Origin of the sequence: Dethiosulfovibrio faecalis, from assembly GCF_021568795.1 — a bacterium.
GTDB lineage: Bacteria > Synergistota > Synergistia > Synergistales > Dethiosulfovibrionaceae > Dethiosulfovibrio > Dethiosulfovibrio faecalis.
On record NZ_JAKGUE010000011.1, the window covers coordinates 47,128 to 70,211 of the forward strand.

At 54.3% G+C, this 23,084-nt stretch carries 21 protein-coding genes; 8 read left to right on the plus strand and 13 right to left on the minus strand.

The window, feature by feature from the left end; translation table 11 throughout:
• Window positions 1-6 precede the first annotated feature (6 nt).
• The 5 genes from L2W58_RS08765 (at window position 7) to L2W58_RS08785 (ending at window position 5,566) form a co-directional block, all read left to right on the plus strand.
• The gene (locus tag L2W58_RS08765; RefSeq protein WP_236102965.1) at window positions 7-1,362 is read left to right on the plus strand and encodes a sodium:solute symporter family protein; all 1,356 of its coding nucleotides are present in this window, start codon (window positions 7-9) and stop codon (window positions 1,360-1,362) included.
• Entirely contained in the window at window positions 1,359-2,513 is a 1,155-nt protein-coding gene (locus L2W58_RS08770) for an MFS transporter (RefSeq protein WP_236102966.1), read from the plus strand. The genes L2W58_RS08765 and L2W58_RS08770 overlap by 4 nt, the downstream gene beginning before the upstream one ends.
• Window positions 2,514-2,618: 105 nt before the next feature.
• The gene (locus L2W58_RS08775; RefSeq protein ID WP_236102967.1) at window positions 2,619-2,837 is read left to right on the plus strand and encodes a DUF3311 domain-containing protein; all 219 of its coding nucleotides are present in this window, start codon (window positions 2,619-2,621) and stop codon (window positions 2,835-2,837) included.
• Entirely contained in the window at window positions 2,834-4,303 is a 1,470-nt protein-coding gene (locus tag L2W58_RS08780) for a sodium:solute symporter family protein (protein WP_236102968.1), read from the plus strand. Before L2W58_RS08775 ends, L2W58_RS08780 begins: the two co-directional genes overlap by 4 nt.
• A gap of 75 nt (window positions 4,304-4,378) precedes the next feature.
• Window positions 4,379-5,566, plus strand: a complete 1,188-nt coding sequence (locus L2W58_RS08785) for a M20 metallopeptidase family protein (RefSeq protein ID WP_236102969.1) — start codon at window positions 4,379-4,381, stop codon at window positions 5,564-5,566.
• Between the two features lie 60 nt (window positions 5,567-5,626).
• On the opposite strand, the gene L2W58_RS08790 is transcribed toward L2W58_RS08785, so the two are convergent.
• From L2W58_RS08790 to L2W58_RS08800, 3 genes are all read right to left on the minus strand, one after another.
• On the minus strand, window positions 5,627-7,357 hold the full coding sequence (locus L2W58_RS08790; RefSeq protein ID WP_236102970.1) for a S8 family serine peptidase: 1,731 nt from the start codon (window positions 7,355-7,357) through the stop codon (window positions 5,627-5,629).
• A gap of 21 nt (window positions 7,358-7,378) precedes the next feature.
• Window positions 7,379-7,786 carry a hypothetical protein gene (locus L2W58_RS08795; protein WP_236102971.1) on the minus strand — a complete coding sequence of 136 codons (408 nt, stop codon included), beginning with the start codon at window positions 7,784-7,786 and terminating at the stop codon, window positions 7,379-7,381.
• A gap of 171 nt (window positions 7,787-7,957) precedes the next feature.
• A complete protein-coding gene (locus L2W58_RS08800; RefSeq protein WP_236102972.1) occupies window positions 7,958-8,476 on the minus strand; it encodes a metal-dependent hydrolase in 519 nt (172 codons plus the stop codon).
• A 138-nt stretch (window positions 8,477-8,614) separates the two neighbouring features.
• On the opposite strand from L2W58_RS08800, the gene L2W58_RS08805 reads away from it, so the two are divergent.
• The 3 genes from L2W58_RS08805 to L2W58_RS08815 are packed head-to-tail and all read left to right on the plus strand — an operon-like array spanning window position 8,615 to window position 11,582.
• The gene (locus L2W58_RS08805; protein WP_236102973.1) at window positions 8,615-9,988 is read left to right on the plus strand and encodes an MATE family efflux transporter; all 1,374 of its coding nucleotides are present in this window, start codon (window positions 8,615-8,617) and stop codon (window positions 9,986-9,988) included.
• The gene (locus L2W58_RS08810) at window positions 9,985-10,455 is read left to right on the plus strand and encodes a MarR family winged helix-turn-helix transcriptional regulator (protein WP_236102974.1); all 471 of its coding nucleotides are present in this window, start codon (window positions 9,985-9,987) and stop codon (window positions 10,453-10,455) included. The genes L2W58_RS08805 and L2W58_RS08810 overlap by 4 nt, the downstream gene beginning before the upstream one ends.
• Window positions 10,452-11,582, plus strand: coding sequence for an aldo/keto reductase (locus L2W58_RS08815; RefSeq protein ID WP_236102975.1), 1,131 nt, complete (start codon window positions 10,452-10,454; stop codon window positions 11,580-11,582). The genes L2W58_RS08810 and L2W58_RS08815 overlap by 4 nt, the downstream gene beginning before the upstream one ends.
• Before the next feature lie 58 nt (window positions 11,583-11,640).
• Here L2W58_RS08815 and L2W58_RS08820 read toward each other — a convergent pair whose 3' ends face one another.
• The 10 genes from L2W58_RS08820 to L2W58_RS08865 form a co-directional block, all read right to left on the minus strand.
• Window positions 11,641-12,306, minus strand: coding sequence for an RraA family protein (locus tag L2W58_RS08820; protein ID WP_236102976.1), 666 nt, complete (start codon window positions 12,304-12,306; stop codon window positions 11,641-11,643).
• Window positions 12,303-13,073: a creatininase family protein gene (locus L2W58_RS08825; RefSeq protein WP_236102977.1), complete on the minus strand. Its 771-nt coding sequence runs from the start codon at window positions 13,071-13,073 to the stop codon at window positions 12,303-12,305. The genes L2W58_RS08820 and L2W58_RS08825 overlap by 4 nt, the downstream gene beginning before the upstream one ends.
• A gap of 32 nt (window positions 13,074-13,105) precedes the next feature.
• On the minus strand, window positions 13,106-14,407 hold the full coding sequence (locus tag L2W58_RS08830) for a TRAP transporter large permease (protein ID WP_236102978.1): 1,302 nt from the start codon (window positions 14,405-14,407) through the stop codon (window positions 13,106-13,108).
• 11 nt (window positions 14,408-14,418) lie between these two features.
• Window positions 14,419-14,895 carry a TRAP transporter small permease gene (locus tag L2W58_RS08835; protein WP_236102979.1) on the minus strand — a complete coding sequence of 159 codons (477 nt, stop codon included), beginning with the start codon at window positions 14,893-14,895 and terminating at the stop codon, window positions 14,419-14,421.
• Between the two features lie 75 nt (window positions 14,896-14,970).
• On the minus strand, window positions 14,971-16,065 hold the full coding sequence (locus L2W58_RS08840) for a DctP family TRAP transporter solute-binding subunit (RefSeq protein WP_236102980.1): 1,095 nt from the start codon (window positions 16,063-16,065) through the stop codon (window positions 14,971-14,973).
• Window positions 16,066-16,077: 12 nt separating this feature from the next.
• On the minus strand, window positions 16,078-16,932 hold the full coding sequence (locus L2W58_RS08845; protein WP_338033080.1) for a carbon-nitrogen hydrolase family protein: 855 nt from the start codon (window positions 16,930-16,932) through the stop codon (window positions 16,078-16,080).
• A gap of 21 nt (window positions 16,933-16,953) precedes the next feature.
• Complete coding sequence (locus L2W58_RS08850) at window positions 16,954-17,577, minus strand: GntR family transcriptional regulator (protein ID WP_236102982.1); 624 nt, start codon at window positions 17,575-17,577, stop codon at window positions 16,954-16,956.
• Window positions 17,578-17,763: 186 nt separating this feature from the next.
• On the minus strand, window positions 17,764-18,279 hold the full coding sequence (locus L2W58_RS08855) for a hypothetical protein (protein ID WP_236102983.1): 516 nt from the start codon (window positions 18,277-18,279) through the stop codon (window positions 17,764-17,766).
• A 71-nt stretch (window positions 18,280-18,350) separates the two neighbouring features.
• Window positions 18,351-19,928 carry an efflux transporter outer membrane subunit gene (locus L2W58_RS08860; RefSeq protein ID WP_236102984.1) on the minus strand — a complete coding sequence of 526 codons (1,578 nt, stop codon included), beginning with the start codon at window positions 19,926-19,928 and terminating at the stop codon, window positions 18,351-18,353.
• Window positions 19,929-19,934: 6 nt separating this feature from the next.
• Window positions 19,935-23,084 (minus strand): efflux RND transporter permease subunit, encoded by a 3,150-nt coding sequence (locus tag L2W58_RS08865; protein ID WP_236102985.1) that lies wholly within the window; start codon window positions 23,082-23,084, stop codon window positions 19,935-19,937.

The following is a 23,084-nucleotide window of genomic DNA, read 5'->3' on the forward strand; positions in this document are numbered from 1 at the left end:
ATAGTCTTGTTCTATCTCGGATTGGCGGCCATAGTGGCCCTTTTTCTCGCTCTGGGCTTCAATGCCTCCAAAAAGGTCTCCTCGTCGTCGGACTACGCCGTCGCTGGCAGATCCACCGGGGCGATAGGGGTCGGAGGGATAATAATGGGGGCCATGGTAGGGGGGGCCTCCACGGTGGGGACGGTTCAGATGGCCTATTCCCTGGGCCTTTCGGCCTGGTGGTTCACCTTGGGAGCCGGAACTGGGTGTCTGATTCTCGGGCTCTGGTTCGCCGGTCCTCTCAGAGGATCGGGGCTGGTCACAGTGCCCGAATTCCTGGCCGGAAAGTACGGTCGGAAGATGAGCGGTCTGTCCATGGCGGCCTCTTCCGCAGGAACTTTTCTCTCCATAGTGGCCCAGTTCCTGGCCGGCACAGCTCTGTTTCGCTCTCTCCTGCCTATATCGGTACCGGCGTCTACGGCCCTGCTGGCGGCGCTCATACTGGGATTCATATACGCCGGAGGGCTGAAGAGCTACAGCTCGGTGGGCAGCGCCAAGATGGTGGCCCTCTACGCAACGATGATCCTGGGGGCGATAGCGGCCCTGACGAAGCTAAGTTCCCCTACGGAGATATTCCGGACACTTCCGGCTACCCCCTGGTTCGACCTATTCGGCAGAGGTTTCCGGTCCGACGGCAACGCCCTGCTTTCACTAATAGCCGGGGTGTTCTGCACCCAGATATACATACAGGGGGTCTTCGCAGCGTCAGACGAAAAGACGGCCAGAAAGGGCGCCCTCATGGCGGCCTTCTTCATCCCTCCCGTGGGGCTCATGGGGGTCTCCATAGGACTGGCTATGAGGGCCTCGGGAACCGTGGTGGAGCCGGCTATGGCTCTGCCCGCCTTCCTGCTGGCGTCCTTTCCGGATGCCCTGGCCGGAGCTCTGTGGGGGGCTTTGGTCATAACCGTCGTGGGAGCCGGTGCGGGGCTGTCTTTCGGGGTCGCCACCAACCTTGTGAGGGACCTGATCGTGCCCCGAGTAGGTTCGTCCGCGGCAAACAGGGAACTCTCCCTTAGCCGGTGGGCGGTGGCCCTGGTGGTATGCACGGCAGCCGCCACCGGGTGTCTGGTTGAGGGCAGCCTGATCCTTCAGTGGAGCTATCTGAGCATGGGTCTGAGAGGAGCCGGGACCTTCGTGCCCCTTATGATAGCCATGATATGGCCCGACAGGCTGTCTCCCCGATGGGCCCTGGCAGCCAACGGCGGGGGACTGGCGACAATGATAGCCTCGGGAGTCATACATACCTCCGTGCCTCCCATGGCAAGCGGTTTGGCGGTCAGTGCCGTTGTAGCGCTGTTCGGGATGACGAGGAAAAGAACATGACGGTTTTCTGGCGATGTTTTTTCGCCGCCTATTTCATCCAGGCCATGCTCGCGGCGGGGTTCCTCTTTCCCGTCGTGCTGAGCGCAGAGGGCCATTCCATGACCGCCATAGGGTGGGCTATGGCGCTCTTGAACCTGACGGCGATTGCGTCCCGCCCTCTCGGAGGCTGGGCCACGGAGAAAAAGGGGTTCAAGGGATGTCTGATGCTCTCCGGAGCCCTGTCTCTTATCGCGACAGCCGCTTTATGGCTTATACCGGGACTTCCGGGGGCCCTTACCTTCCGGATCGTCCTAGGCGCAGTGGGAGGCATAGCTATGGTGGCGGTCTCCACGTTGCAGGGTCTGGTGATACCGGAAAAACAGAGGGGCAGGCTCTTCGCCATAATGGGGATAGCCTACGTCATCCCTCAGCTAACGGTGATTCCCGTCGGAGAGTGGCTCCTCGACGGAGGACGGACATGGCTCTATCTCATGCTCCCCATGCTTCTGACCCTCTCCGCCTCGGCAGTAAGCAGAGGACTTCCCGCACCGGAGGATCTGAGAGACGAGCTTGACCGTTCCCAGCCCTGGGGAAGCTGGAGAGAGTGCCTGAGCACGCCGGGAACCTTGGCGATGATAATAACCTTGGTGTCGTTTTCCATGATGAACTCTACGACACTTCAGTATCTTCCCCTGGCGGTCAGGGGGAAGGGGCTTTCTGCGAGTTTGTTCTTCACCGTAAACGCCGGGACCTGCGTGATACTGCGCTCCTTCGGGACCTCCATAGTCGACAGGGTTCCCCGTCCCGTCCTGGGCACGGTCTGCATAACGATCATGGCCAGCGCTCTGACCGCCGCTTTAAGGGCGTCATCCCAGACCGGACTGGCCCTGTGCGCCGTGGGATACGGAATAGGGATGGGATACGGATTTCCCGTGATGATAGCCCTCATTCCCGACGTATACCCTCCCAGGCTAATGCCCAAGGGATCCTCCATGGGCATGCTCGCCATGGACCTGGGATTCGCCCTCTCACCTCTGGCCATAGGGGCCATATCGGCGTCATTAGGTCTGGAAAGGGCTATGCTGTCCATGGCCTGGGCTCAATACGCCATAGCCCCTGCCGGACTGGTTATGTGGAGGGGAGCTCTCGGCAAGAAGGCTATAGATTTGTGAAAACACATTCCATTTGTTTTTTTTAGTAAACGAGGGTTTTCTGTATCCATTCTTTGTGATATATTGCATGGGATCCACAACATAAATCCATACGGAGGTGGTCTCATGCATCTTACTCGCGGAGAGCGTAAAGTAATCTGGTGTTTCGCGCTCATATTATTGGGGTATATTCCCCCAGTCCTGTCGTTGGTCAACAGGGTGGAACCGATTATTCTAGGATTGCCGTTTCTTCTGTTTTACTCTTTGGTCATGGTGCTTTTCACCTCTTGCCTGATGGGCTACGCCTACAAGGTCAGGGCTCGAGAGGACGGTGACGAAGAATGACCGTAGCGGTATCCATAATTTTCGGTTGGCTCATCATAACGACCATCGTCGGGGTGATGGCCGGCAGAAACCAGGCATTCAGCATGGAGAACTACTTTGTGGGAGGCCGTTCCTTCGGAACTTTCCTCTTCTACACCACAGCAGCCGCCGAGATCTACAGCGCCTTCGCATTTTTGGGCCTGGCCGGGTGGTCCTATTCCAAGGGAATGAGCATAGTCTACGCCATGATCTACAGCTCGATAGCCTACGGACTTTATTTCTTCATAGGGCCCAGGATCAACCGACTCGGGTCAAGACTCCACTACGTCAGTCAGCCAGACTACATAGAGGATCGTTACGAGAGCCGCTGGTTAGGCGTTTTCGTCGCCTTCATAGGGGTGATATTCACCATTCCCTACCTCCAGCTACAGATCATGGGAGCGGGAATGATAGTGCAGCTGGCATCGGGCGGAGCCATTTCCTGGAAGATCGCGGTTGTTATAAGTTTCATCGCGGCGGTCATCTTCGTCTACGTCTCGGGGCTCAGGGGCATAGGCTGGACCAACTTCCTACAGGCCATAATAATGCTCTTCGGAATGGTCGGCATAGGCTTCGTGTTCCCCCACCGTTTCTTCGGCGGCACAGCCAAGGTATGGGAGATATTACAGGAGATAAAGCCGACCCATCTGAGCCTTCCGGACAGTGCGGGGCTCGGTATCTTCTGGGTTTTCTCCGTTGCCCTCATCTGCGGTCTCGGTTTCTGGATGTGGCCCCACATCTTCACCGCGACCTATGCGGCCAAGAGCGAGAAGGTGGTCCGCAAGAACGCCGTAATACTTCCGCTGTATTCTCTGACCATGATCCCCATAATAGTGGTCGGGTTCACCTGCGCAGCCAAGGCTGGCATAGACCCGGCTTTCGCAGAGACTATAACGAAACCGGATCACGCCATGCTGATCGCCCTGGTCAAGAACTTCCCTCCGGTGCTGGCCGGCTTCATAGGAGCGGGAGGTCTGGCTGCGTCTATCTCCACGTCGTCGGGGCTTATCCTCACTGCCTCGAATCTGCTGGCCCGTAACGTCATCCAGAAGGGGTTCGCCCCGGATATGCCGGACATGAAGGTAGCCAAGCTGGGCCGAGCTTTCGTCCCGGTGCTCACCATACTGGCGGTTCTTCTGGCCATATTCGCGCCGTCCATGCTGGTCTCCCTGTTGCTGGTGGGATATTCCGGAGTAACTCAGTTTTTCCCCGCGGTAGTGCTCGGCCTGTTCGCCAAGTGGCAGACCAAGACCGGCATAGTTCTTGGGCTTCTTGCGGGACTTGCTACGGTCATAGCCATAAAGTTCATGGGAGTGCCCTCACCTATGGGACTTCACGAGGGATTCGTCGGACTAATAGTGAACTTCATCGTTGTTATAGCCGTAAGCGCAGTAACCCCCAAACTGTCCACAAAGACCTTGGAAAGGTTCGAAAACACCCTGAGCTGATCCAACGATTTGAATTGAGACGATACCGAAGGGCTGGGATCTCCATCCCGGCCCTTTTTTGAAGGAGGAGCTAAAATGCTCGACAACGTAAAGAAAAAAGCAGAAGAGATCAAGGAAGATATAGCCGCCTGGAGGCACCATTTCCACAGCCATCCGGAGCTTTCCTATCAGGAGACAGAGACCGCGGCAAAAATAGCCTCCATCCTTAGGGATATGGGCTACGACGACGTGAAGGTCGGCTGCAAGGATAGGGATATCTGCGTGATCGCCGACCTCGAAACAGGCAGACCGGGCAGGTGCATAGCCCTCAGGGCCGACATAGACGCACTGGCGGTTCAGGAGGAGAGGGACGTTCCCTACCGTTCGCAAAACGACGGAGTGATGCACGCCTGCGGACACGATGCCCACGCCTCGATGCTTCTAGGAGCGGCGAGAATATTGAAGGACATAGAGCCTGAGTTAAACGGCAAGGTACGACTTATATTCCAGCACGCCGAGGAACGGGGAGGAGGGGCCAGGGAGCTGGTGGAAGAAGGGGTTCTGGACGGCGTGGACGCCGTTTTCGGCCAGCATATATGGTCCCCCGTTCCCAGCGGATCCATGAGCTACTGTTACGGTCCCACCATGGCCTCGGCCGATCAGTTCGAGCTCAGGATTCAGGGAAAGGGAGGGCACGGATCGATGCCTCACCTGTCGATAGATCCGGTGGTGGCGGCCTGTTCGGTAGTGTCGGCCTGGCAGACCATAGTGAGCAGAGAGGTGGATCCTCTGGACGCGGCGGTTATCTCCGTAGGCGAGATAAAAAGCGGCAGCGTTTTCAACGCCATTCCCGACTCGGCCACGATAAAGGGGACCACCCGCACCTTCGACCCTGCCGTGAGGGAACTGCTGGCTAAGAGGATGGAGGAGACAGCTGTGGCCATATGCTCCGGCCTAAGATGTCAAGCCGAGTTCGAATATAAATTCATGCTTCCCCCGACGATAACGGACCCGGAATTCACCCGTTTCGCCGTGGAGGTGGCAAAGAAGATTCTGGGAGAGGACAAGGTCGTAGAGGCCAGGCCCACCATGGGAGCCGAGGACTTCAGCTACTACCTTCAGGAAAGGCCGGGGACCTTCATGTTCCTGGGAACGGGAAACGAGGAGAAGGACATGACCTACCCTCAGCACCATCCGAAATACTGCGTCGACGACGACGTCCTGGACCTGGGAGCGGCCATGTCGGCATCGATAGCCTGGTCCTATCTGAAAGAGGGAGAATAGAAAACTCGGAGGGGAGCCGGATTGAACCGGTTCCCCTCCGAGTTTTCGGATAGAGACGACCTATCGTCTGAACTTGAACAGCATCAGAGGCAAGACCAACATTGCGGCAGCAGGGACGAAGCCGACGGCACATCCGCCGCCGCCTCCTCCTAAGGGGCTCCATCCGGTGACCGATACCGTAGCTCTGTCCTGGACCGAGCTACCGTCGCTGCTCTTGGCGTAGATGGTGGCGGTGCCACTGGAAACTCCGGTCACTACGCCGTTACCCGAGACCGTTGCCACTTTGGAGTTGCTGGAGGACCAGCTTATGACTTTGTTGGTGGCGTTGGAAGGGCTCACAGTCACCTCCAGGGTCACGGAGTCTCCCGCATCAAGGTCCAGCTCCTTCTGGCTCGAAGAGATAACGATGGAGGTCACAGGGATCTCTGACCGGCTTCCCCTGACGGCATCGTAGAGGTTCAGCTCTCCCGCTGTGGAGACATTGCCGGTCAGGGCGTAATTGGACCTGGCGTTAGCCAATATCCTGGCCTTTATATCCCCAGCGGAAAGACCTCCGTCGTAAGCAGCCAGAAGCGCGGCGGCGCCGGCCACGTGAGGGGTCGCCATGGAGGTTCCATTATAGGAAACATAGCTATCGTTGGACACGGTGCTTATTATGGAGACCCCGGGAGCCGCGATATGAACGTAGTTGGGACTGTGGTTGGAGAAACCGGGCATTCCACCGCTCTCGTTGATGGCCCCCACGGTGATCATGTTATCGAACTGGAAGCAGGCGGGATAAGGTCTCTGACCGGTGAGATCGACCCATACATCGTTACCGAACTCGTCCTCATCCCAATAGCCGGTGGGAGAGTCTATGTCCTGCCCCTCATTCCCGGCTGCCACGACCAGGACTATGCCTGCATCCGAAACAGCCTTGTACGCCAGAGCGTAAGGATCCGATTCCGGATTGTATATGGGATAACCCCAGCCACCCAGGGACATGTTGGCCGCCCTTATGTTCAACCCTCTGTGCTTCTGGGCAACCACGTAGTTAAGACCCGCCACTATCTGATCGCCGGTTCCCGAACCCTTATCGTTCAGCACGCGAACCGCCAGAAGACCTACGTTCCAGTTGACCCCGACGACCCCGATATCGTTGCTTCCGACCGCTCCGATCGTACCCGCTACATGGGTTCCATGACCGTTGCCATCGTCGGGCACATAATCGTCGTCAACCGAATCATACCCCCACCGACCGTCCAGGTCTCTGACCAGGTTTCCGACCAGATCGCTGTGATCCAGGTCCACGCCGGAATCGATGACGGCGACGCACACTCCGTCGCTGCCGGTGGACAGATCCCAGGCGGCGGGAGCCCCTATTCGGGCCATTCCCCACATATCGCCTCTGACGTAGTAGGGGTCCGAGGGGTTCTTGTCGGAGATCTTGAATATATAGTTAGGACACGCCCCGATCACCTGAGGAAGCCCCTGAAGCTCCGCGATGAGTTCCTCGGTGGTCTTTCCCTTCGTCTTTACGTGGATCACGTTTTTCCCCGACTCGGCCGCTATAGAGGAAAAAACCTTTGTCGACTCGGCCCCCACCGAGGCTCCCAGGGCCTCGGCCTGAGAGGATAGTTTAGCCCTAAAAGCGGACGAATCCGAGTTGGAAATCCCGACGGGACCGTTCAGCACGACCAAGGCCTCTCCTTCGACGTAGGTCCCGCCGGGGAGATCTGCACTGGCGAGAGAGGAGAAGCCGATGGAAAGAGAGAGCGCAAAGAGCAAAGCAAAGAGTTTGTTTCTGAACAAAACGAACACCGACCTTTCGAATCAGATGCCTTTTTTGGACGTCCCCACGGGAGTCGATATCATTTTCTGCACCTCGTTAGGAGAGACCGCCTCGATGAAAGGGTCGGATCTCATGTTCTCCAACAGCTCCGCCTCGAACTTTCCGTCAACGGCAGCCCTATCGCTGATCACGAAGAACATTCCCTTTCCGCTGGAACGGGAAATGGCGCTGAAACTGTTTTTTACCTCCACACCATATCTCAAGGCCAGATACTCGGCCTGAAAATCCAACATGACCGAAACGGCCACGTCCCTGTCGTTTCCCTCAAACTCCATAACGGCATCTCTGGCCCTGAACAGCACCATGTACTCCCCCGGGATCACCTCGGAGGCGAAAGCCGAACCCACGGCCAGAAAGATCAGACAGATAGCGCAGACAAATCCCCTCAAGTCGGATTCCTCCTTTTTTAAATCAGTCTTTTGTGACGACCACGAAAAACGGCAGATAGTCGGAATCGGAACAGCAACGAACCCTCTCCTTTCAAAGAACGACTTTTTATAATCATACATCAAAACTTATCTTAAAAGGAACACCTATTTACAGTCTTTTCCTGCGACAGTCTATCCGACGATCCCGGCCGCGGCGTCGACGTATCGCAACACCACCGCCGCAGCCAAGGTTCCTCGAGCCATAACCCGCTCCGCCAAGCCACCGGTCTTGAAAACCTGCAGAAAAAGTCTCTGTCTTTTCCAGGGAACGAGAAGAGGCATAGGCCCGAAAAAAGCGTCCTCCGCCAGATGGAGAAGACAGCCTACCAACCACCAGAAGAGAAAAAAAGCCGCCGTAACGGTTATCGACTTGGGGCCTACCGGAACGTAAAGACCGCCTCCGATGCTCTCGATCAACCCGGGGAAGGGATTGGCCTCCAGGTATTTTCTGGTAAACCACGCCAGTGCCAGATAGGGAGGAAACCAGTGACTCCATTTACGATGGTACTTCATCCATCCTCTGCCGCAAACGATCCTCTCGATCGAATCGGGAAAAATAGCTCCGGCCGATGCCACCGACGCAGGGAGAAACCTTCCGGTTACGCCGTAGACAAGGGCGAAGGACATTATGGCGTGGCTGGCTCCCAGCATTGGAGACACCTCCTCCTAAGTTAATGTATCGAAAAAGTATACCATGAGCGACGTTCCATGTCGCCTTGACTAATATCCCAGGCCCGACTATAGTTGCTTAAGCAACCTTTGTCCTCCTACAGGGAAGGGGATAGTTAGATGGGGAAAATACCTAAGGGGAAAAAGGCGGAGATGATGGGGACCTATCCGGTCGGAGCGGTGCTCTGGAAGCTGTCTCTTCCCACCATAACGGGGATGGTCGTCCAGGCCTCGTACAACATGGTGGACGCGGCCTTCATAGGAAAAGGAGTCGGAACCCTGGCCCTCGGAGGTACCACCATATGTCTTCCCTTTCAGATGTTGATGGGAGCCCTGGGAGGGGCTATCGGCATGGGAGGGGCCTCTCTTGTCTCCAGGGCACTGGGTAGGGGCGACAGGGAACTGGCCTCCCGAGCTCTCGGAAACGTGGTGGCCTTGGCCCTCATACTCGGCATAGCAGCGACCCTGCTGGGCAAGGCGTCCGCCGAGGGTATGGTGACCCTGTTCGGAGCCAGCGAGGAGATAAAGCCCTACGCTCTGAAATACCTTGGGATAATTCTTCTGAGCTGTCCATTGACGCTGCTCGCTATGTCGTCCAACGCGGTGGTCCGGTCCGAGGGGAACGCCAACATAGCCATGTTATCCATGGTCATATCCGGTCTGACCAACGTTTTTCTGGACTGGCTGTTCATCTTCCATTTCCATATGGGGGTAGCGGGAGCCGCATGGGGAACTCTGCTTTCCAAACTCCTGGTGGTGATCTGGCTGACCTCCCACTTCACCGTATCCTCCCACAGGGTGATAAAGCTATCTCCAAGAGGATTGAGACTGGACAGAACCATAGTTTCCGAGATTTCCTCCATAGGAGTCTCGGCTTTCGTCAGAATGGCTGGAACCAGCCTGGTCATGGCGTCGGTCAACAACGCCATGGGAATATACGGCGGCCCCTACTACGTCGCGGCCTACGGTGTGACCAACAGGGTCATGTCCATAGTCTACATGGCGGTCAACGGGGTCGCCCTGGGAATGCAGCCTCTGGCGGGATACAACTACGGTGCGGGACTGTTCGATCGGGTTCGATCCTCCATAAAGCTGTCCATCATATGGGGAACCGGCGGATGCGTGTTCTTCTTTCTGCTGCTCTTCTTCCTGCCGGAGAGGGTGTTCTCCCTTTTCACCGACGACCCCGATCTAATAGCCGCCGGGGTGGCCTCTTTGCCTACCATAGTGGCCGGAACGAGCCTCGTGGCTATACACAGGATAGGGGCCACCGCATTTCAGGCCCTGGGCAAGGGTAAACCGGCCTTCTGGCTTTCCATGACAAGACACGTACTGGTTTTTCTGCCCCTTCTGGCGACCCTCCCCCGGTTCATGGGACTGACCGGAGTGCTTCTGTCCTTCCCCCTGGCCGACACGATAGCGGCTGGAATAACCCTGCTCCCCCTGAGCAGGGAGATGGGACAGCTTAAAAAGGAGGCTCTGTCTACCTCATGAAAAACCCTATGGGACGGTGGATCTCCATAATCCACAGGCTCTCCCACTCCTACATGGCGACGGCCATGTCTCCGGAGAAAATAGGCTGCGGCGAGTTCGGAGCGCTGTTCTGCCTGAACTCAATGGACCGAGAGCCCCCCTCTCAGGAGGAGCTGCGGGAGAAGCTGGAGATGGACAAGGGAGCACTGGCCAGGACGCTGGCCGGAATGGAGGACAAGGGACTGATAACCAGAGAGAGGGATCGATCGGACCGAAGGATACTCCGTCTGGGGCTGACCTCCAGGGGGAAGGTCCTAGTTGAAAAGAAGATCTCCGCCATGGATCGGTGGAACGAAACCATATCGGAGGGAATAGACGAAGGGGATCTGGAGACGACGGCGAGAACCATGGAGAGGATGGCCAAGAACGCCGTGGCCTTCAGGGAAAGAGGATGGAAGAAAAAGACGGAAGGGGAGATTTCCGAATGAAATACCGCAAGATGCCCAAGACCGGCGATGAACTGTCCGCACTGGGATTCGGCTGTATGAGGCTTCCGATGGGAGAAGACGGGAAGGTGGACACCGACGAGGCGGTCAGGGTGATCCGTCGGGGAATCGACGGCGGGATAAATTACGTGGACACAGCCTGGCCCTATCACGACGGCGACGGAGAGCTGTATCTGGCCAAAGCGCTGAAAGACGGCTACAGGGAAAAGGTATTCCTGGCCACCAAGCTCCCGGTCTGGCTGGCGGAGAAGCCTGAGGACATGGACGACTTCCTGGACCGCCAGCTGGAGAGGCTGGAAACGGACCATATAGACTATTATCTGGTCCACGCCCTGAACGAGGCTCGGTGGAGACACGCCGAGTCGCTTAAGGTGGGGGAATTTCTGGACCGAGCCAAAAGAGCGGGCAAGATCAAGAACGCCGGTTTCTCCTTCCACGACGGCCTGGACCTGTTCGAAACCATACTGAACTCCTACGACTGGGACTTCTGCCAGATACAGTATAACTTCATAGACCGCAACTATCAGGCGGGAGAAAAGGGACTCAAGGCCGCCGCGAAAAAGGGACTCGGGGTGATAGTTATGGAACCCCTCAGAGGAGGGGCCCTGGTCAGGACGGTTCCGGAAGACGTGGCCAGGATATGGCGGGAGAACTCCCCCGGCAGATCTCCCGCCCAGTGGGGACTTCGATGGCTGTGGGATCAGCCGGAGGTATCGGTGGTGCTAAGCGGGATGAGCTCCATGGAGCAGGTCGAGGACAACCTCGAGGCCGCCGAACAGGGCTACCCTGAAAACCTTACCGAGACGGAGAGAACCGCGGTGGACAAAGCGGCTCGGATATACATGGACCGTATGGCCGTGAACTGCACCGGATGCCGTTACTGCATGCCCTGCCCCGCCGGGGTGAAGATTCCCGAGTGTTTCGCCCAGTACAACAAGGTCACCATGCTGGACGACCTGGCAGGAGCCAAACAGTTCTACGGTGTGTTCACCAAGGACGGAGGCAAGGCATCCCAGTGCGTGGAGTGCGGAAAGTGCGAGACCGCCTGCCCTCAGAACATCCCGATAAAGAAGTCCCTCAAGGAAGTGGCAGTTCTGTTAGAGACCTAAAGATAACACAGTGGAGATAGAGACATATCATCGCCCTCTATCCCCACTGTAAAAAGAACTATTTCATCATAGTTTTTTCGACCATCTCGTCGGCCATTGTCAACGATGCCATGCGAGCTCCAGCATCAAGCTTCGCCCGGATATCAGGTTCTCCGTTCTGGTGTTTCTCGACGGCCTCTTTGCATATGGGCTCGACCTCTTCGGGCTTCAGAACCACAAAACCGTTTTCGTCCGCTATAACGATGTCTCCAGGTATAACTGAGACACCTCCGCAACTTATGGGCGTATTGATCTCACCGTCGGTACCACAAAGACGGGTTGTGACGGCCGATAACCTTCTGTAAAACACCAAAAGCCCCATATTCCTTATTTCGTCGATATCGGTCACAGCTCCGTCTACTATTACCGCCTCGACCTTCCTCACATTGAGCGCGTAAGATACCAGACCACCTAATGCCGCATACTGCTGATCCCCGGCACGATCGACCATCAGGATATCCCCGGGACCGACCATCTCCGTAACCTTATGCAAAACGGTGGAATCCAGAGAGGGGATCTTCACCGTGACTGCCCGGCCTATCACCCGTTTGCCCGGGATAGTAGTAAAAAACGGGACCGTAGAAAAACCGAAATTATGAAAGTGCCCTATGGTAGCCGGTTCAGCATCCGAACAGGCTGTCAGAGTTTCATTGGAAAGAGTGACTACATTATCATTGATGATCATTGCGCTATTCCCCCGTCGTACGATTTGTATTTATCTCGAGGCGGATTCCACTGTTCAAGGAACTCCACCATACGATCCAAAGTGGCCTCCACCAAAGCCTTGCCCTTTGCCGCCGATGCGCAGGTCGCATCTCCCAACATGTAATCGTCCCCGTAACACGAAAACGGCACAAATTGCTGAAATTCCGGATAATCATTCACGATGCCGGGATTAACCTTCTTGAGTCGATCCTGTTTTACTAGATCCGGACGAAGATACATGAAACAGGATGTTCCAGCCTCGCTGGCATGTCCATGCGCCATAACTCCATCGTGATCCAATATCCCCAGCTTCCTGGCTACGGGCTGAACTATACGCCACCAATCGAACACACAACAATCGATATCCCGTTCCAGTTTAAGCTTCCAGGCCACCTGGGAAATGATAGCCAGATTGGCGACGTGGGGACTAACGAAACAAAAACGTTTGATACCATGCCTTACGAGACTTTCGCATATATCCTCAAGATACATCTTGAAGCTTTCAGGACGCACGGTCAGAGTACCCGGCCCCCAGACCATAGTGGAGTCCCCTACAGGTAGGGTCGGTCCGACCATCCATCCCATACGATCAGCCAACCTGGATGCGATCTCTTGGGCGATTAAGGTATCGGAACCTATAGGAAGATGCGGTCCCCAGACCTCGTAAGCTCCGGCCGGTATGATCACCGTATTGACGCCTTTCAATTCGGACTGGAAATCCTCCGTATTCATCTCCACAAGTTTCACTATTCAACACCCCCAAAACGAGATATGGAAATCTATATCAACCCTAGATAACGCGGCAAGAACAAAGTAATGGAAGGAAATACAGTCAGCACGACAAGCGCTAAAATAGTGACGAAAAGCAGAGGAAGCACCGGAGGCGTAAGTTCCTCTATGGTCAGATCGCTGATCCTGCATCCGACATAAAGGTTCATCGCCACAGGAGGAGTTACGGTTCCTATCGCCACCATTATCGTGACCATAACCCCGAACCAAACAGGATCCCAGTTGAACTGTTTTATCAAAGGCATCAATATCGGCATAAAAACGTAGAGAATGGAAACCCCGTCCAGCAACATCCCACCGATGAAAAGAATTAAATAAATCATCATGAGTACAACATATTGATTCGGAGAAATACCAAGAAGAAGCCTTGAAGCTTTTTCTATGAGTCCTACGGTTGATCCTATCCAGGAATAAAGTCCTGCCGTCGTACATATGAACATAACCGTCGCAGAGGCGTTCAAAGACTCGACCAGGATGTCGAAAAGAGTCTTGAAGTTTATGCTGCGATAGACCACCACCCCCACGAAAAGGCCGTAAAAACATGCTATCGCAGCAGCCTCCGTAGGCGTAAAAACCCCGCCGTATATTCCTCCCAGAATGATCACCGGCGTCATAAGAGCCCAGAACGCATCCTTAGCCGCCATGATGATACCCTTGAAACCGTTTTTACGTTTTTCTCCCCTGTAGCCGCGCTTTCTACTGGTAATATAGGCGCTTATCATCAAAAATGCCGCAATCACGAAACTCGGAATGAAGCCGGCGGCAAAAATAGCTCCAACGGATACGCCTGTGATGACGGCATAGAGAATGAAGGTTATGCTCGGAGGTATTATTATCGAAAGCCCCGATGCTACGGATACGGCAGCAGTGGCAAAAGGTTTATCGTATCCGGCCTCCACCATACCAGGAATCAGAATCACCCCAATAGCCGCGACCGTCGCGGCAGTCGATCCACTGACCGCCCCCCAGAAAACGGCCACGCCTATTGCTGCTATGGCCAGACCTCCAGTAAAATCTCCCACGACTTCCTTTATGAAACTTATGATCTTACCGGCTATCCCCGCCCTATCCATGATGGTTCCTGCCAGGATAAAAAAAGGTACAGCCAAAAGAGGATACTTAACTATGCTGGCGAAAAAATTGTAGCTGACCATATCTATCCCGAGATTCCATAAAAAGGCTACGGTTATGGATGCAAATCCAAGCGAAACCCCTATAGGGACTTTCAACACCAACGGAACCACGAAAAGGACGACCGCCCACAACGCAGGATCTGTAACAAAAGCTGGCATAGGAATCCCCCCTAAAAGTCTTTGGCTTTCGATTGAAGTTCATCCGCAGTATGCACGACAATCCTGTACATTATGAACATCGAAGCTACCGGCATTGCTCCAGTAAACCACCAAATGGGGATTTGTATCGCCTCTGTCATGGCATTCATTTCCATCTCGTCCATAACTTCTATTATGCCGAAATACATCAAAGTCAGAAAAAAAGCCAGAGAGAGCAGCGCCGCCAAGATCGAGAAAACTCTTTTGAACTTGGATCCAAATCTGTCGTAGAAAAATGAAACCGCCATATTGGTCCCTTCTCTGAAGGCTATAGAGGCCCCCATCATCACAACCCAGACAAAGAGATAGAGCGTCAATTCTTCGGTAAAGGCCATGGAATACTTAAAGAAATACCTAGTACAAACGTTCAAAAAAGCGATGGTAACCATGACGCCTAGACAAGAAGCCCCAATGATCTCCTCAAAATGTTTCAGCAAAGTCTTAAACACCGTCCAACCTCCTCAGGATATCTTCTGTAGAAGGGGACGAACTCATTTTAGAGACGTCCCCGAATTCGACCGATATCAGTATTGGACTTTGTTCATGTCGTTCTGTGCCGCCTCCACCAGTTCGCTACCGACCTTACCGACCCATTCGTCGTATACAGGCTCGACCTTCTCTCTAAAAGCCTTTATTTCGTTCGGCGAAAGCACGGTCACTTCCACTCCATTATTTTCGACAAACTTTCTGGGATCCGTGGCCTGCAATCCGGTTGGATATAAGTCGTGCTCCTTGAGCCATCGAGCGGCATCTCCATCATCCAGACCGAGCCTCGAAAGAGCTTTATTGTATCTACCACACTCCAAAGCAGCTTCAGATATAATCTTTTGAATGTCCTCCGGGAAGCTTTGCCATATCCGTCGATTAACTACGTAAATCAACGGATCCATAGTGTAGCCCCATTCGGTCAGATATTTCTGGAATTCGTATATCTTATTGGGGAGATATACGGAGTAAGGATTTTCCTGACCGTCGACTATGTGTTGCTGCAAAGCGGTAAGAGCTTCGCCCCAGCTGATGTTCATTGGATTGGCCCCAAGAGCCTTGAAAATTTCTATAAAAAGAGGGCTCCCTACGACACGAAACTTGACATCTTTCATATCCTCCGGGGTCTTTATTCGTCTTGTATTGTTGGAAAGCTCCCTCGATCCCTGCTCACCCCAGGCCAGGACCTTAAGACCGAATTTTTCGGCGATATCATTTTCTATCATATTTCCAGCTTTTCCGGACTCCAAGGCATCAAGAGCTTTGTATTTATCGGGCATGCTGGAGATGAACCAAGGTAGAAGAAATATGTTTCCGGCAGGATACTGAGGTGCCCAGTTGATAAAAGAGGACAGAGAAAAGTCACCTATATTTTTCTTCATCAATAAAAGTTCGTTGGTAGCCCTTCCGGAAAACAACTGTCCGTTCCAGTATATTTTTATATTTATCCTGCCATCAGTACGTTCCTTGACCAAGTCGACGAAGCGAGCTACCGCTATCCCCTGCGGTGTGGTCTCGCTAATATTGACGCTCATTTTATACTCGTTTTTTAATCCAGCTTCAGAACGTTCCGAGCATAATGCAAAGAGACTAACCATAAAGACGCAAACTGCGACTCTGAGACGGTATTTCATACTGGACCTCCTTTATTTGACATCCAAATCATAGGCATCCGGTCTGCGATTTTTAAGACATGGAATTTCTTCCCTCATACGATCAACGTAATCCATGTCTATCTCCGTCATTACGATGCCTTCCCTGTCTCCGGCCATGGCTATCACGTTACCCCAAGGATCCACCACCATCGAACGACCGTACGTATGGAATGTCTTTTTCAGACCGAACTGACCCGGAGCGACCATGTAACATACATTTTCTATTGCTCTTGTCCTGATGAGAGTCTCCCAATGATCCTTGCCCGTGAAAAGGTTGAACTCAGCGGGATTGAATATCAGCTTGGCTCCCTTCAACGCCAGACTCCTGAATAATTCCGGGAAACGAATATCGTAGCAAATAGCTAAACCCATGATTCCGAATTCGCTCTTAAAATTCACCACGTCATTTCCTGGTTTTATAGAATCGGACTCCCTGAAAGAGACGCCGTCCTTCACATCTACGTCGTAAAGATGTATTTTTCTGTATCTGGCTACAATCTCCCCAGAGGGATCAATCACGACCGTCGTGTTGTATACTCTTTTTTCATCTTTTATTCTCTCGCCTATACTTCCGCCATGTATCCAGATCCTGTGTTTTTCGGCTTTTTCACGGAAAAGATCAATAGTTACTCCGCCAGGTATGTCTTCCGCGTTTTCGTAAGGACCATTTCCAATACCTATGTAGTTTGCCATCTCAGGCATGGCAACGAAATTGGCCCCCTTTTCCGCCGCTCGATCGATCATCCGAGCTATCTTATTGAGGTTAGCGGTCTTATCGTCTTGAGTATCGAGTTGCAGCAACGCCATATTAATACTAGCCATCCTATCATCTCCAATTCTTAACATTAAGACACGCGCTATGAATGCCTATATAAGTTTCCAGCCATTTGTAAGATGGGTTCTCATAGCCTCGGCAGCCATTTCTGGATCTCTTTTCTTTAGCGCCTCCAATATCGCCTTATGTTCCTGGACAGTAGTAGCTAAACGCCCAACTCTTCTAGCAACTATTTTAAATCCAACCGTAAAAATACGATCACGAAGCTTTCCAAGAATCTCAACCATACACGCGTTGTGATATAAATCATATATATACATATGCATTTTATGATCCATAACTATAAAATCGTAGTATTTATTATCTAAAGCACATTTCTCCATTTCGTCGATGCATCTTTCGATCTCAACGGCGTCGGAATCGGTAAAACCAGGGGCGATATGCTCGATGATGTAAGGTTCCAAAACAAGGCGAGTTTCGTTGATATCCCTCATTTCCTGAACCGTCATTTCCCTTATCATGATCCCCTGCTGCGGGACTATCATCACGAAGCCTTCGTTTTCCAGACGCTTTATCGCGTCTATTACGGGAGCTCTTCCCATATCTATTCTTTCGGCCAGGGAACTTGTAGAGAACAACTTGCCCGAATCAAGTTTCTCCTGAAGAATAAGGTTTTTTATACTATCGTAGGCACTTTCATTTTTTGTCTTCTTCATGGTACCTCTCTCCCTTGATATGTTTTATAGTATGCCACGTAACATGTTACTTGTCAAGGCAAAAAAACGCCTAGATTTCAGCTTTTCTAAAAACACAGATAGAGATACAGCAAGGGAAGCTCTTATATCCCTATAAATTAAAAAGGAGAAACCCGATCGTATAGGATCGACTTCCTCCTTTTTTCGCTAATTTTTTGTAAATCCTCTGGGAGGAACTCCCATACCCTCGCAGGAAAACCACTTCGGCGAATCCACCTTCTCCGGTCTTGAATCGGGCAGCACGGGCTGTCTGAAACAATGTCCATCGAGATCGGCAAACCATCGCACGCCCTTTCTGCCGGGACCTGGAGGGAAAATCTCCCTGTAACCTCTCTTTTCTACCAGTGCCCATCTTCCCCACGACATGGAATCGCCTCCGGGCTTGCCGGGGGCCTCTCCTATGCCGTCGGAGGAGAACCAGTCGGGCCGGGGGATGGTCTCCAAAGACGCGTCGGGAACCACCGCCGCGAGAAAACAGTTTCCCTCGGGATCTGAGAAAAACCGCACACCCTTCACCGGCACCGGGGAGAAGAACTCTCTATAGCTATCGCCCTCCAGAAAGACCCAGTTTCCCCACGACATAGAGGGAGACTCGACCGCCTCCGACCGGGCCACCAAGGCGCAAAGGACCAAAGCCGCGCATATCGTCCAGATATTTCTCATTCTATCACCTCCATCTCAATCACTATATCACAGGACCGGAGCTTGTTAATTGCTCCGGTCCCGACCTCGCTCTAATCGGAGCCCTCGAGCTCCTTTCTTATCTCGTCCAGATAGGCCTGGCTCTCGTCGGTCAGCTCTATGCCCTTAGGCACGTCCTTATTCAGAGCCCGAGCCTGCACCGGGCCGTACTCCGACATAGGAGCCCAGCCTCCTCCGAGGGCCTTGAAGATCCTCACCAAATTCGACAGCATCTCGCCTTCGCTGACGGCCAGCTGTTCTTCCAGATCCAGCAGCGCCCTCTGAGCTATTATGACGTTGTTGAAGTCGGTGAGACCGTTCACGTACTGGTCCTCCGCCACTGCCATGGCGGAGGCGGCGGACTCGACTCCCCTGCCCAGAGACTCGTTTCTGAGCCTTTCCTGGGTCTCGGCGGTGAGGGCGTTTCGCACCTCGGCTACAGCGTTCAACACGGTCTGCTCGTAGTTCGCCAGGACCTGTCTCTGTTTCTCGGTCTGCACCTTTATGTTCTTCCTGATAGCCCCTCCATGGAAGATGGGCCAGGATATCTTGGGGCCTATGGAGTAAACCCCTCCGTCCGACATGGAAAGCCCTCCGGCGGAACTGTAGGACTCCAGTCCTATAGAGCCGAACAGGCTAAATTTCGGCAGGTAGTCCTTCTTGGAGGCGTCCTTTCTGGCTATCTGAGCGGCCAGCTGTCTCTCGGCCATGTAGATATCCGGACGCTGACGGATGAAATCGGCGGGAATGCCGACGAGATCTATCTTCTCGGGATCGGGAAGTTCTTCGTAGTCGAAAAGCTCCTCCACCAGACTACCGGGGACCTGACCGACCAGTATGGCCAGCCTGTTCATGGCCTCCTCTATCCCTGTCTTTATTGGAGGGATGGACGACCGGGTCTGCTCCATGGTGTACTTGGCCTGGTTCAAAGCCAGTTCGTCGGCCAGTCCCGAATCGTACTGCGACTGCAGCAGCTCCAATGTAGCGTTCTGAAGGCCCAGGTTCTTCTCCGCTACCATGAGCCTTTTCTGAAGGGTCCTCAAGGATATATAGTTGAGGGCCACCTCGGAGGAGAGACTCACCCATGCATTGTGCAGAGCCCCGTATCTGGCCTGAAGATCAGCGGCGCTGGCCTTTATCTTAAGGGCCTGACCGCCGAAGAGATCTATCTCCCATGATGCGTCGATACCTAGTTTGTAGAGGTCTATGGGCCCTACCTGAGATCCAGTCAGACTGGCGTTCTCTCCGGTCTTCATGTTGGTGAAGGATCCGGCGCTGTCCAACCAGGGCAGAAGGGCGGCCTTGCTTATTCCCAGAGCGGCTCTCGCCTCGGCAAAGCTGGAACGGGCCGAGATCATATCCCTGTTGTTCTCCAGAGAGGCCAATATGAGCCTCGTCAGGGTCTCGTCGCCGAGGGAGTTCCACCAGTTTGCCAACACCTCCGGAGTCGGAGCGTCAGTGACGTCCAAAGCGGCGAAATAGGGCATAGGATACCGTTTCGCCATCTTCCGCCAGTTCCCGAGCTCCAGTTCCATATCCTTAGACGCAGGCTCCTCGGCGGCGAAAGCGATGACGGGCATCACCGCGGTCAGTGCCGCGAAAACCGCTAAAGCGGCGATAATTTTTCTCAAAAGCGACTACCCCTTTCCATCTGTCTTTTGTCCGTGGCCAATCACCACTCGACCTATGGCGCCCTTTATCCTCTCCCTGTAGGTCTGAAGGAACACGTAGAGACCGGGGATCAGAAAGATGCCGAAGGTCGTGGCTATGCTCATGCCGAAGAACATTGTCGTACCGACGTGAAGACGGCTGCCGGCCCCGGCTCCCGTGGCGAAGAGCATGGGCAGAATGCCTATAACGCAGGTGAAGGCGGTCATCATGACCGATCTAAATCGCTCGGACGCCGCGATACCCGCCGCATCTATCACGGAGAGTCCTTTCTCCTCGTTCTGCTCCTTGGCGAACTCCACTATGAGTATGGCGTTCTTGGCCGACAGCCCCACAAGCAACAGTATGCCGAGCTGGGCATATATGCTGAGAGACAGCTTCATAACGAAGATACCGACCAACGCCCCGAGCAGAGCCACCGGTAGAGAGAGGATGACTCCCAGAGGAACGGACCAGCTCTCGTACTGGGCCACCAGGAACAGATACCCGAACAATACCGCTATCGCTATTATCATGACCGTCTGACCGCTGGATTCCCTCTCCTGATAGGTCATGCCGGAGTAGTCCACCTTATAGCCCTCGGGAAGCTCCGCGGCCAGCCTCTCGACCACATCTATGCCGTTTCCCGACGAGAATCCAGGAGCTGTGAAGGCCATCACAGAGGCCGTCGGGAACAGATTGTAACGGCTTACGGCCCTTGGAGCCAGGGTCTTATGGAGCTTCATGAAACTATCCACCGGAACCCTTTCTCCCATCCTGTTGTTGACGAAGATGTTGCCCACGTTGGACCTCTCGTTCCTGTAGGACCAGTCGGACTGCAATATGACCTTGTTTACCGTCGTACCTATGTTTATGTCGTTGACATAGGCCGTTCCGAAATAGGTCTGTAAGGTGCTGAAGGCGTTATCCAACGGCACCCCGAGCATCTCGGCCTTCTCCCTGTCGATATCCAGAAACAGGTGAGGAGTGTCGGCTGTGTAGGTGCTGAAACCGTACATGAACTCAGGAGATCTGTTAAGCTTCATCAAAAATTCGCCGGTCACCCGGGCGAGCCTCTGAGGATCGTTGTCCACCGTAGACTGTAGTCTGACGTCCAGTCCTCCGGACATCCCCAGACCCTGTATGGCCGGAGGGGTGAAGACGTTGACCCTGGCCTCGGGGATCGAGGCGGCTATTGCCTTCACGTTTTCCACGATGGCGTTCAACCCCGTCTCAGCGGTTTTTCTATCGGACCAGGTATCCAGGTTTAGTATCAAAGACGCAACGTTCTCTCCCGAGTCTCCCAACAGGCTGAATCCCACTATGTTCATGACGAACTTGACCCCCGGGATCCTCTCCAGCTGGGGCACCAGTTTTTCCATGACCGCCTCGGTCCTCTCCTGAGTGGCCCCCTCGGGAAGCTGGACAACCGCGAAGGCCGCTCCCTGGTCCTCGTCCGGAACGAAGGCGGTGGGAGTTATCCTCATGATCCCTACCGCCACTGCCATGACCAATGCCAGCAGTCCCAACGTGACAAGAGTCCTTCTGGCTATCCAGAGAGACCCGGCCACGTACCCCCGGGAGGCCTTGGATACCAGCCGGTTGAACCAAGCTAGAGGTCCCCTGGTCTTGGGCTTTATGCCGTGAAGCATATGGGCGCACATGGCCGGGCTCAAGGTCAGAGCCACCACCAGGGAGAACACTACCGAGAAGGACACCGTGACCGCGAACTGACGGTAGATCTCTCCTGTCATTCCTCCCATGAAGGCCACCGGAACGAATATGGCCAAAAAGACCAGAGTGGTCGCCGTCATGGGCCCTGTGACGTCCTTCATGGCCTGAACAGTAGCCTCCACGGAGCCCACCCCGTCTCTTTCCATAACGTAGAGGACCCTTTCGACCACGATTATTGCGTCGTCCACGACGGTTCCTATGACCAGGACGAAGGCGAACAAGGTCAGTATGTTTATGCTGAAACCCAACGTTATCAACCCTATGAAGGTCGCCAAAAGCGATATGGGAATCGCCATGACCGGCACCAGGGTGACCCTCCAGTCCTGAAGGAACACGTAACACACCAAGACCACCAGAGAGAAGGTCAGCACCAGGGTGAACAGGATCTCGTGGATGGTCTCCTTGACGTACTCGGTGGAGTCGTATCCTATGACGAACTCCATGTCAGACGGCAAGGTCTTGGAAAGGTCATCCAGGGCCTTCTCCGTGGCCCTCATGGCATCCAGAGCGTTGGAGTCGGACGCCTGGGACAGCAACATCATGGCCGCAGGGGCTCCGTTCAGCCCGGCGTGGAAGGTGTAGTCCTCGGACCCCAGCTCTATCCTGGCCACGTCCTTCAGCTTTACCAGAGCACCGTCCTCGGTGGTCCTTATGACGACGTTCTCGAAATCTCTCACGCTGCCTAGCCGCCCCTTGGTGGTCAAGGTGTAGACCAGGGAGTTGCTTCCGTCGCCCGGGGCGGCCCCGATCGATCCGAGAGAAGCCTGTCTGTTCTGGCTGGAGATGGCTCCGGCCACGTCGGAGGTGCTGAGCCCCATAGAGGCCAGCCTGTCCGGATCCAGCCACACCCTTATGCTGTACTTGGCTCCCATTACCTGGACGTCCCCGAGCCCCGGAACCCTCTTGAGAGCGTTGCTGACGTTGTTCTGGGCGTAGTCCGTCATGAAGGTGGCGTCTCTCGTCCCGTTCGGAGAGATGAGGGCAACGAAGCCCAACACGTCGGAAAACCTGGACTCGGTGGTTATACCTCGGGCCGTGACCTCGCCGGGCAACTGAGGCTCGGCCTGCTGGACCCTGTTTTGCACCTTGACCAGAGCCATGTCCGTGTCGGTTCCGGTCTTGAAGGTTATGGTCAGAGAATAACGCCCGGTGTTGCTGGAGGTGGAGTTCATGTAGATCATGTCGTCCACGCCGTTTATGGCCTCCTCCAGAGGAACCCCGACGGTGTTGGCCAGGGTCTCTGCGTCGGCGCCGGGATAGGTGGCCTCGACGCTTATCTGGGGAGGAGCTATGTCGGGATACTGCTTGACCGGCAGGTTAAGAGCCGCGATGCCTCCGGCCAGGGCCAGTACCACCGCTATGACCATGGCGAAACGGGGACGTTCTATGAAAAACTTTGAGAACAT

Excerpts from the sequence above, each read along its gene's own strand:
- L2W58_RS08770 (WP_236102966.1), top strand. The coding sequence starts at position 1,359 with ATGACGGTTTTCTGGCGATGTTTTTTCGCCGCCTATTTCATCCAGGCC.
- L2W58_RS08775 (WP_236102967.1), top strand. The coding sequence starts at position 2,619 with ATGCATCTTACTCGCGGAGAGCGTAAAGTAATCTGGTGTTTCGCGCTC.
- L2W58_RS08780 (WP_236102968.1), top strand. The coding sequence starts at position 2,834 with ATGACCGTAGCGGTATCCATAATTTTCGGTTGGCTCATCATAACGACC.
- L2W58_RS08785 (WP_236102969.1), top strand. The coding sequence starts at position 4,379 with ATGCTCGACAACGTAAAGAAAAAAGCAGAAGAGATCAAGGAAGATATA.
- L2W58_RS08800 (WP_236102972.1), bottom strand. The coding sequence starts at position 8,476 with ATGCTGGGAGCCAGCCACGCCATAATGTCCTTCGCCCTTGTCTACGGC.
- L2W58_RS08805 (WP_236102973.1), top strand. The coding sequence starts at position 8,615 with ATGGGGAAAATACCTAAGGGGAAAAAGGCGGAGATGATGGGGACCTAT.
- L2W58_RS08810 (WP_236102974.1), top strand. The coding sequence starts at position 9,985 with ATGAAAAACCCTATGGGACGGTGGATCTCCATAATCCACAGGCTCTCC.
- L2W58_RS08815 (WP_236102975.1), top strand. The coding sequence starts at position 10,452 with ATGAAATACCGCAAGATGCCCAAGACCGGCGATGAACTGTCCGCACTG.
- L2W58_RS08820 (WP_236102976.1), bottom strand. The coding sequence starts at position 12,306 with ATGATCATCAATGATAATGTAGTCACTCTTTCCAATGAAACTCTGACA.
- L2W58_RS08830 (WP_236102978.1), bottom strand. The coding sequence starts at position 14,407 with ATGCCAGCTTTTGTTACAGATCCTGCGTTGTGGGCGGTCGTCCTTTTC.
- L2W58_RS08840 (WP_236102980.1), bottom strand. The coding sequence starts at position 16,065 with ATGAAATACCGTCTCAGAGTCGCAGTTTGCGTCTTTATGGTTAGTCTC.
- L2W58_RS08845 (WP_338033080.1), bottom strand. The coding sequence starts at position 16,932 with ATGTTAAGAATTGGAGATGATAGGATGGCTAGTATTAATATGGCGTTG.
- L2W58_RS08850 (WP_236102982.1), bottom strand. The coding sequence starts at position 17,577 with ATGAAGAAGACAAAAAATGAAAGTGCCTACGATAGTATAAAAAACCTT.
- L2W58_RS08855 (WP_236102983.1), bottom strand. The coding sequence starts at position 18,279 with ATGAGAAATATCTGGACGATATGCGCGGCTTTGGTCCTTTGCGCCTTG.
- L2W58_RS08865 (WP_236102985.1), bottom strand. The coding sequence starts at position 23,084 with ATGTTCTCAAAGTTTTTCATAGAACGTCCCCGTTTCGCCATGGTCATA.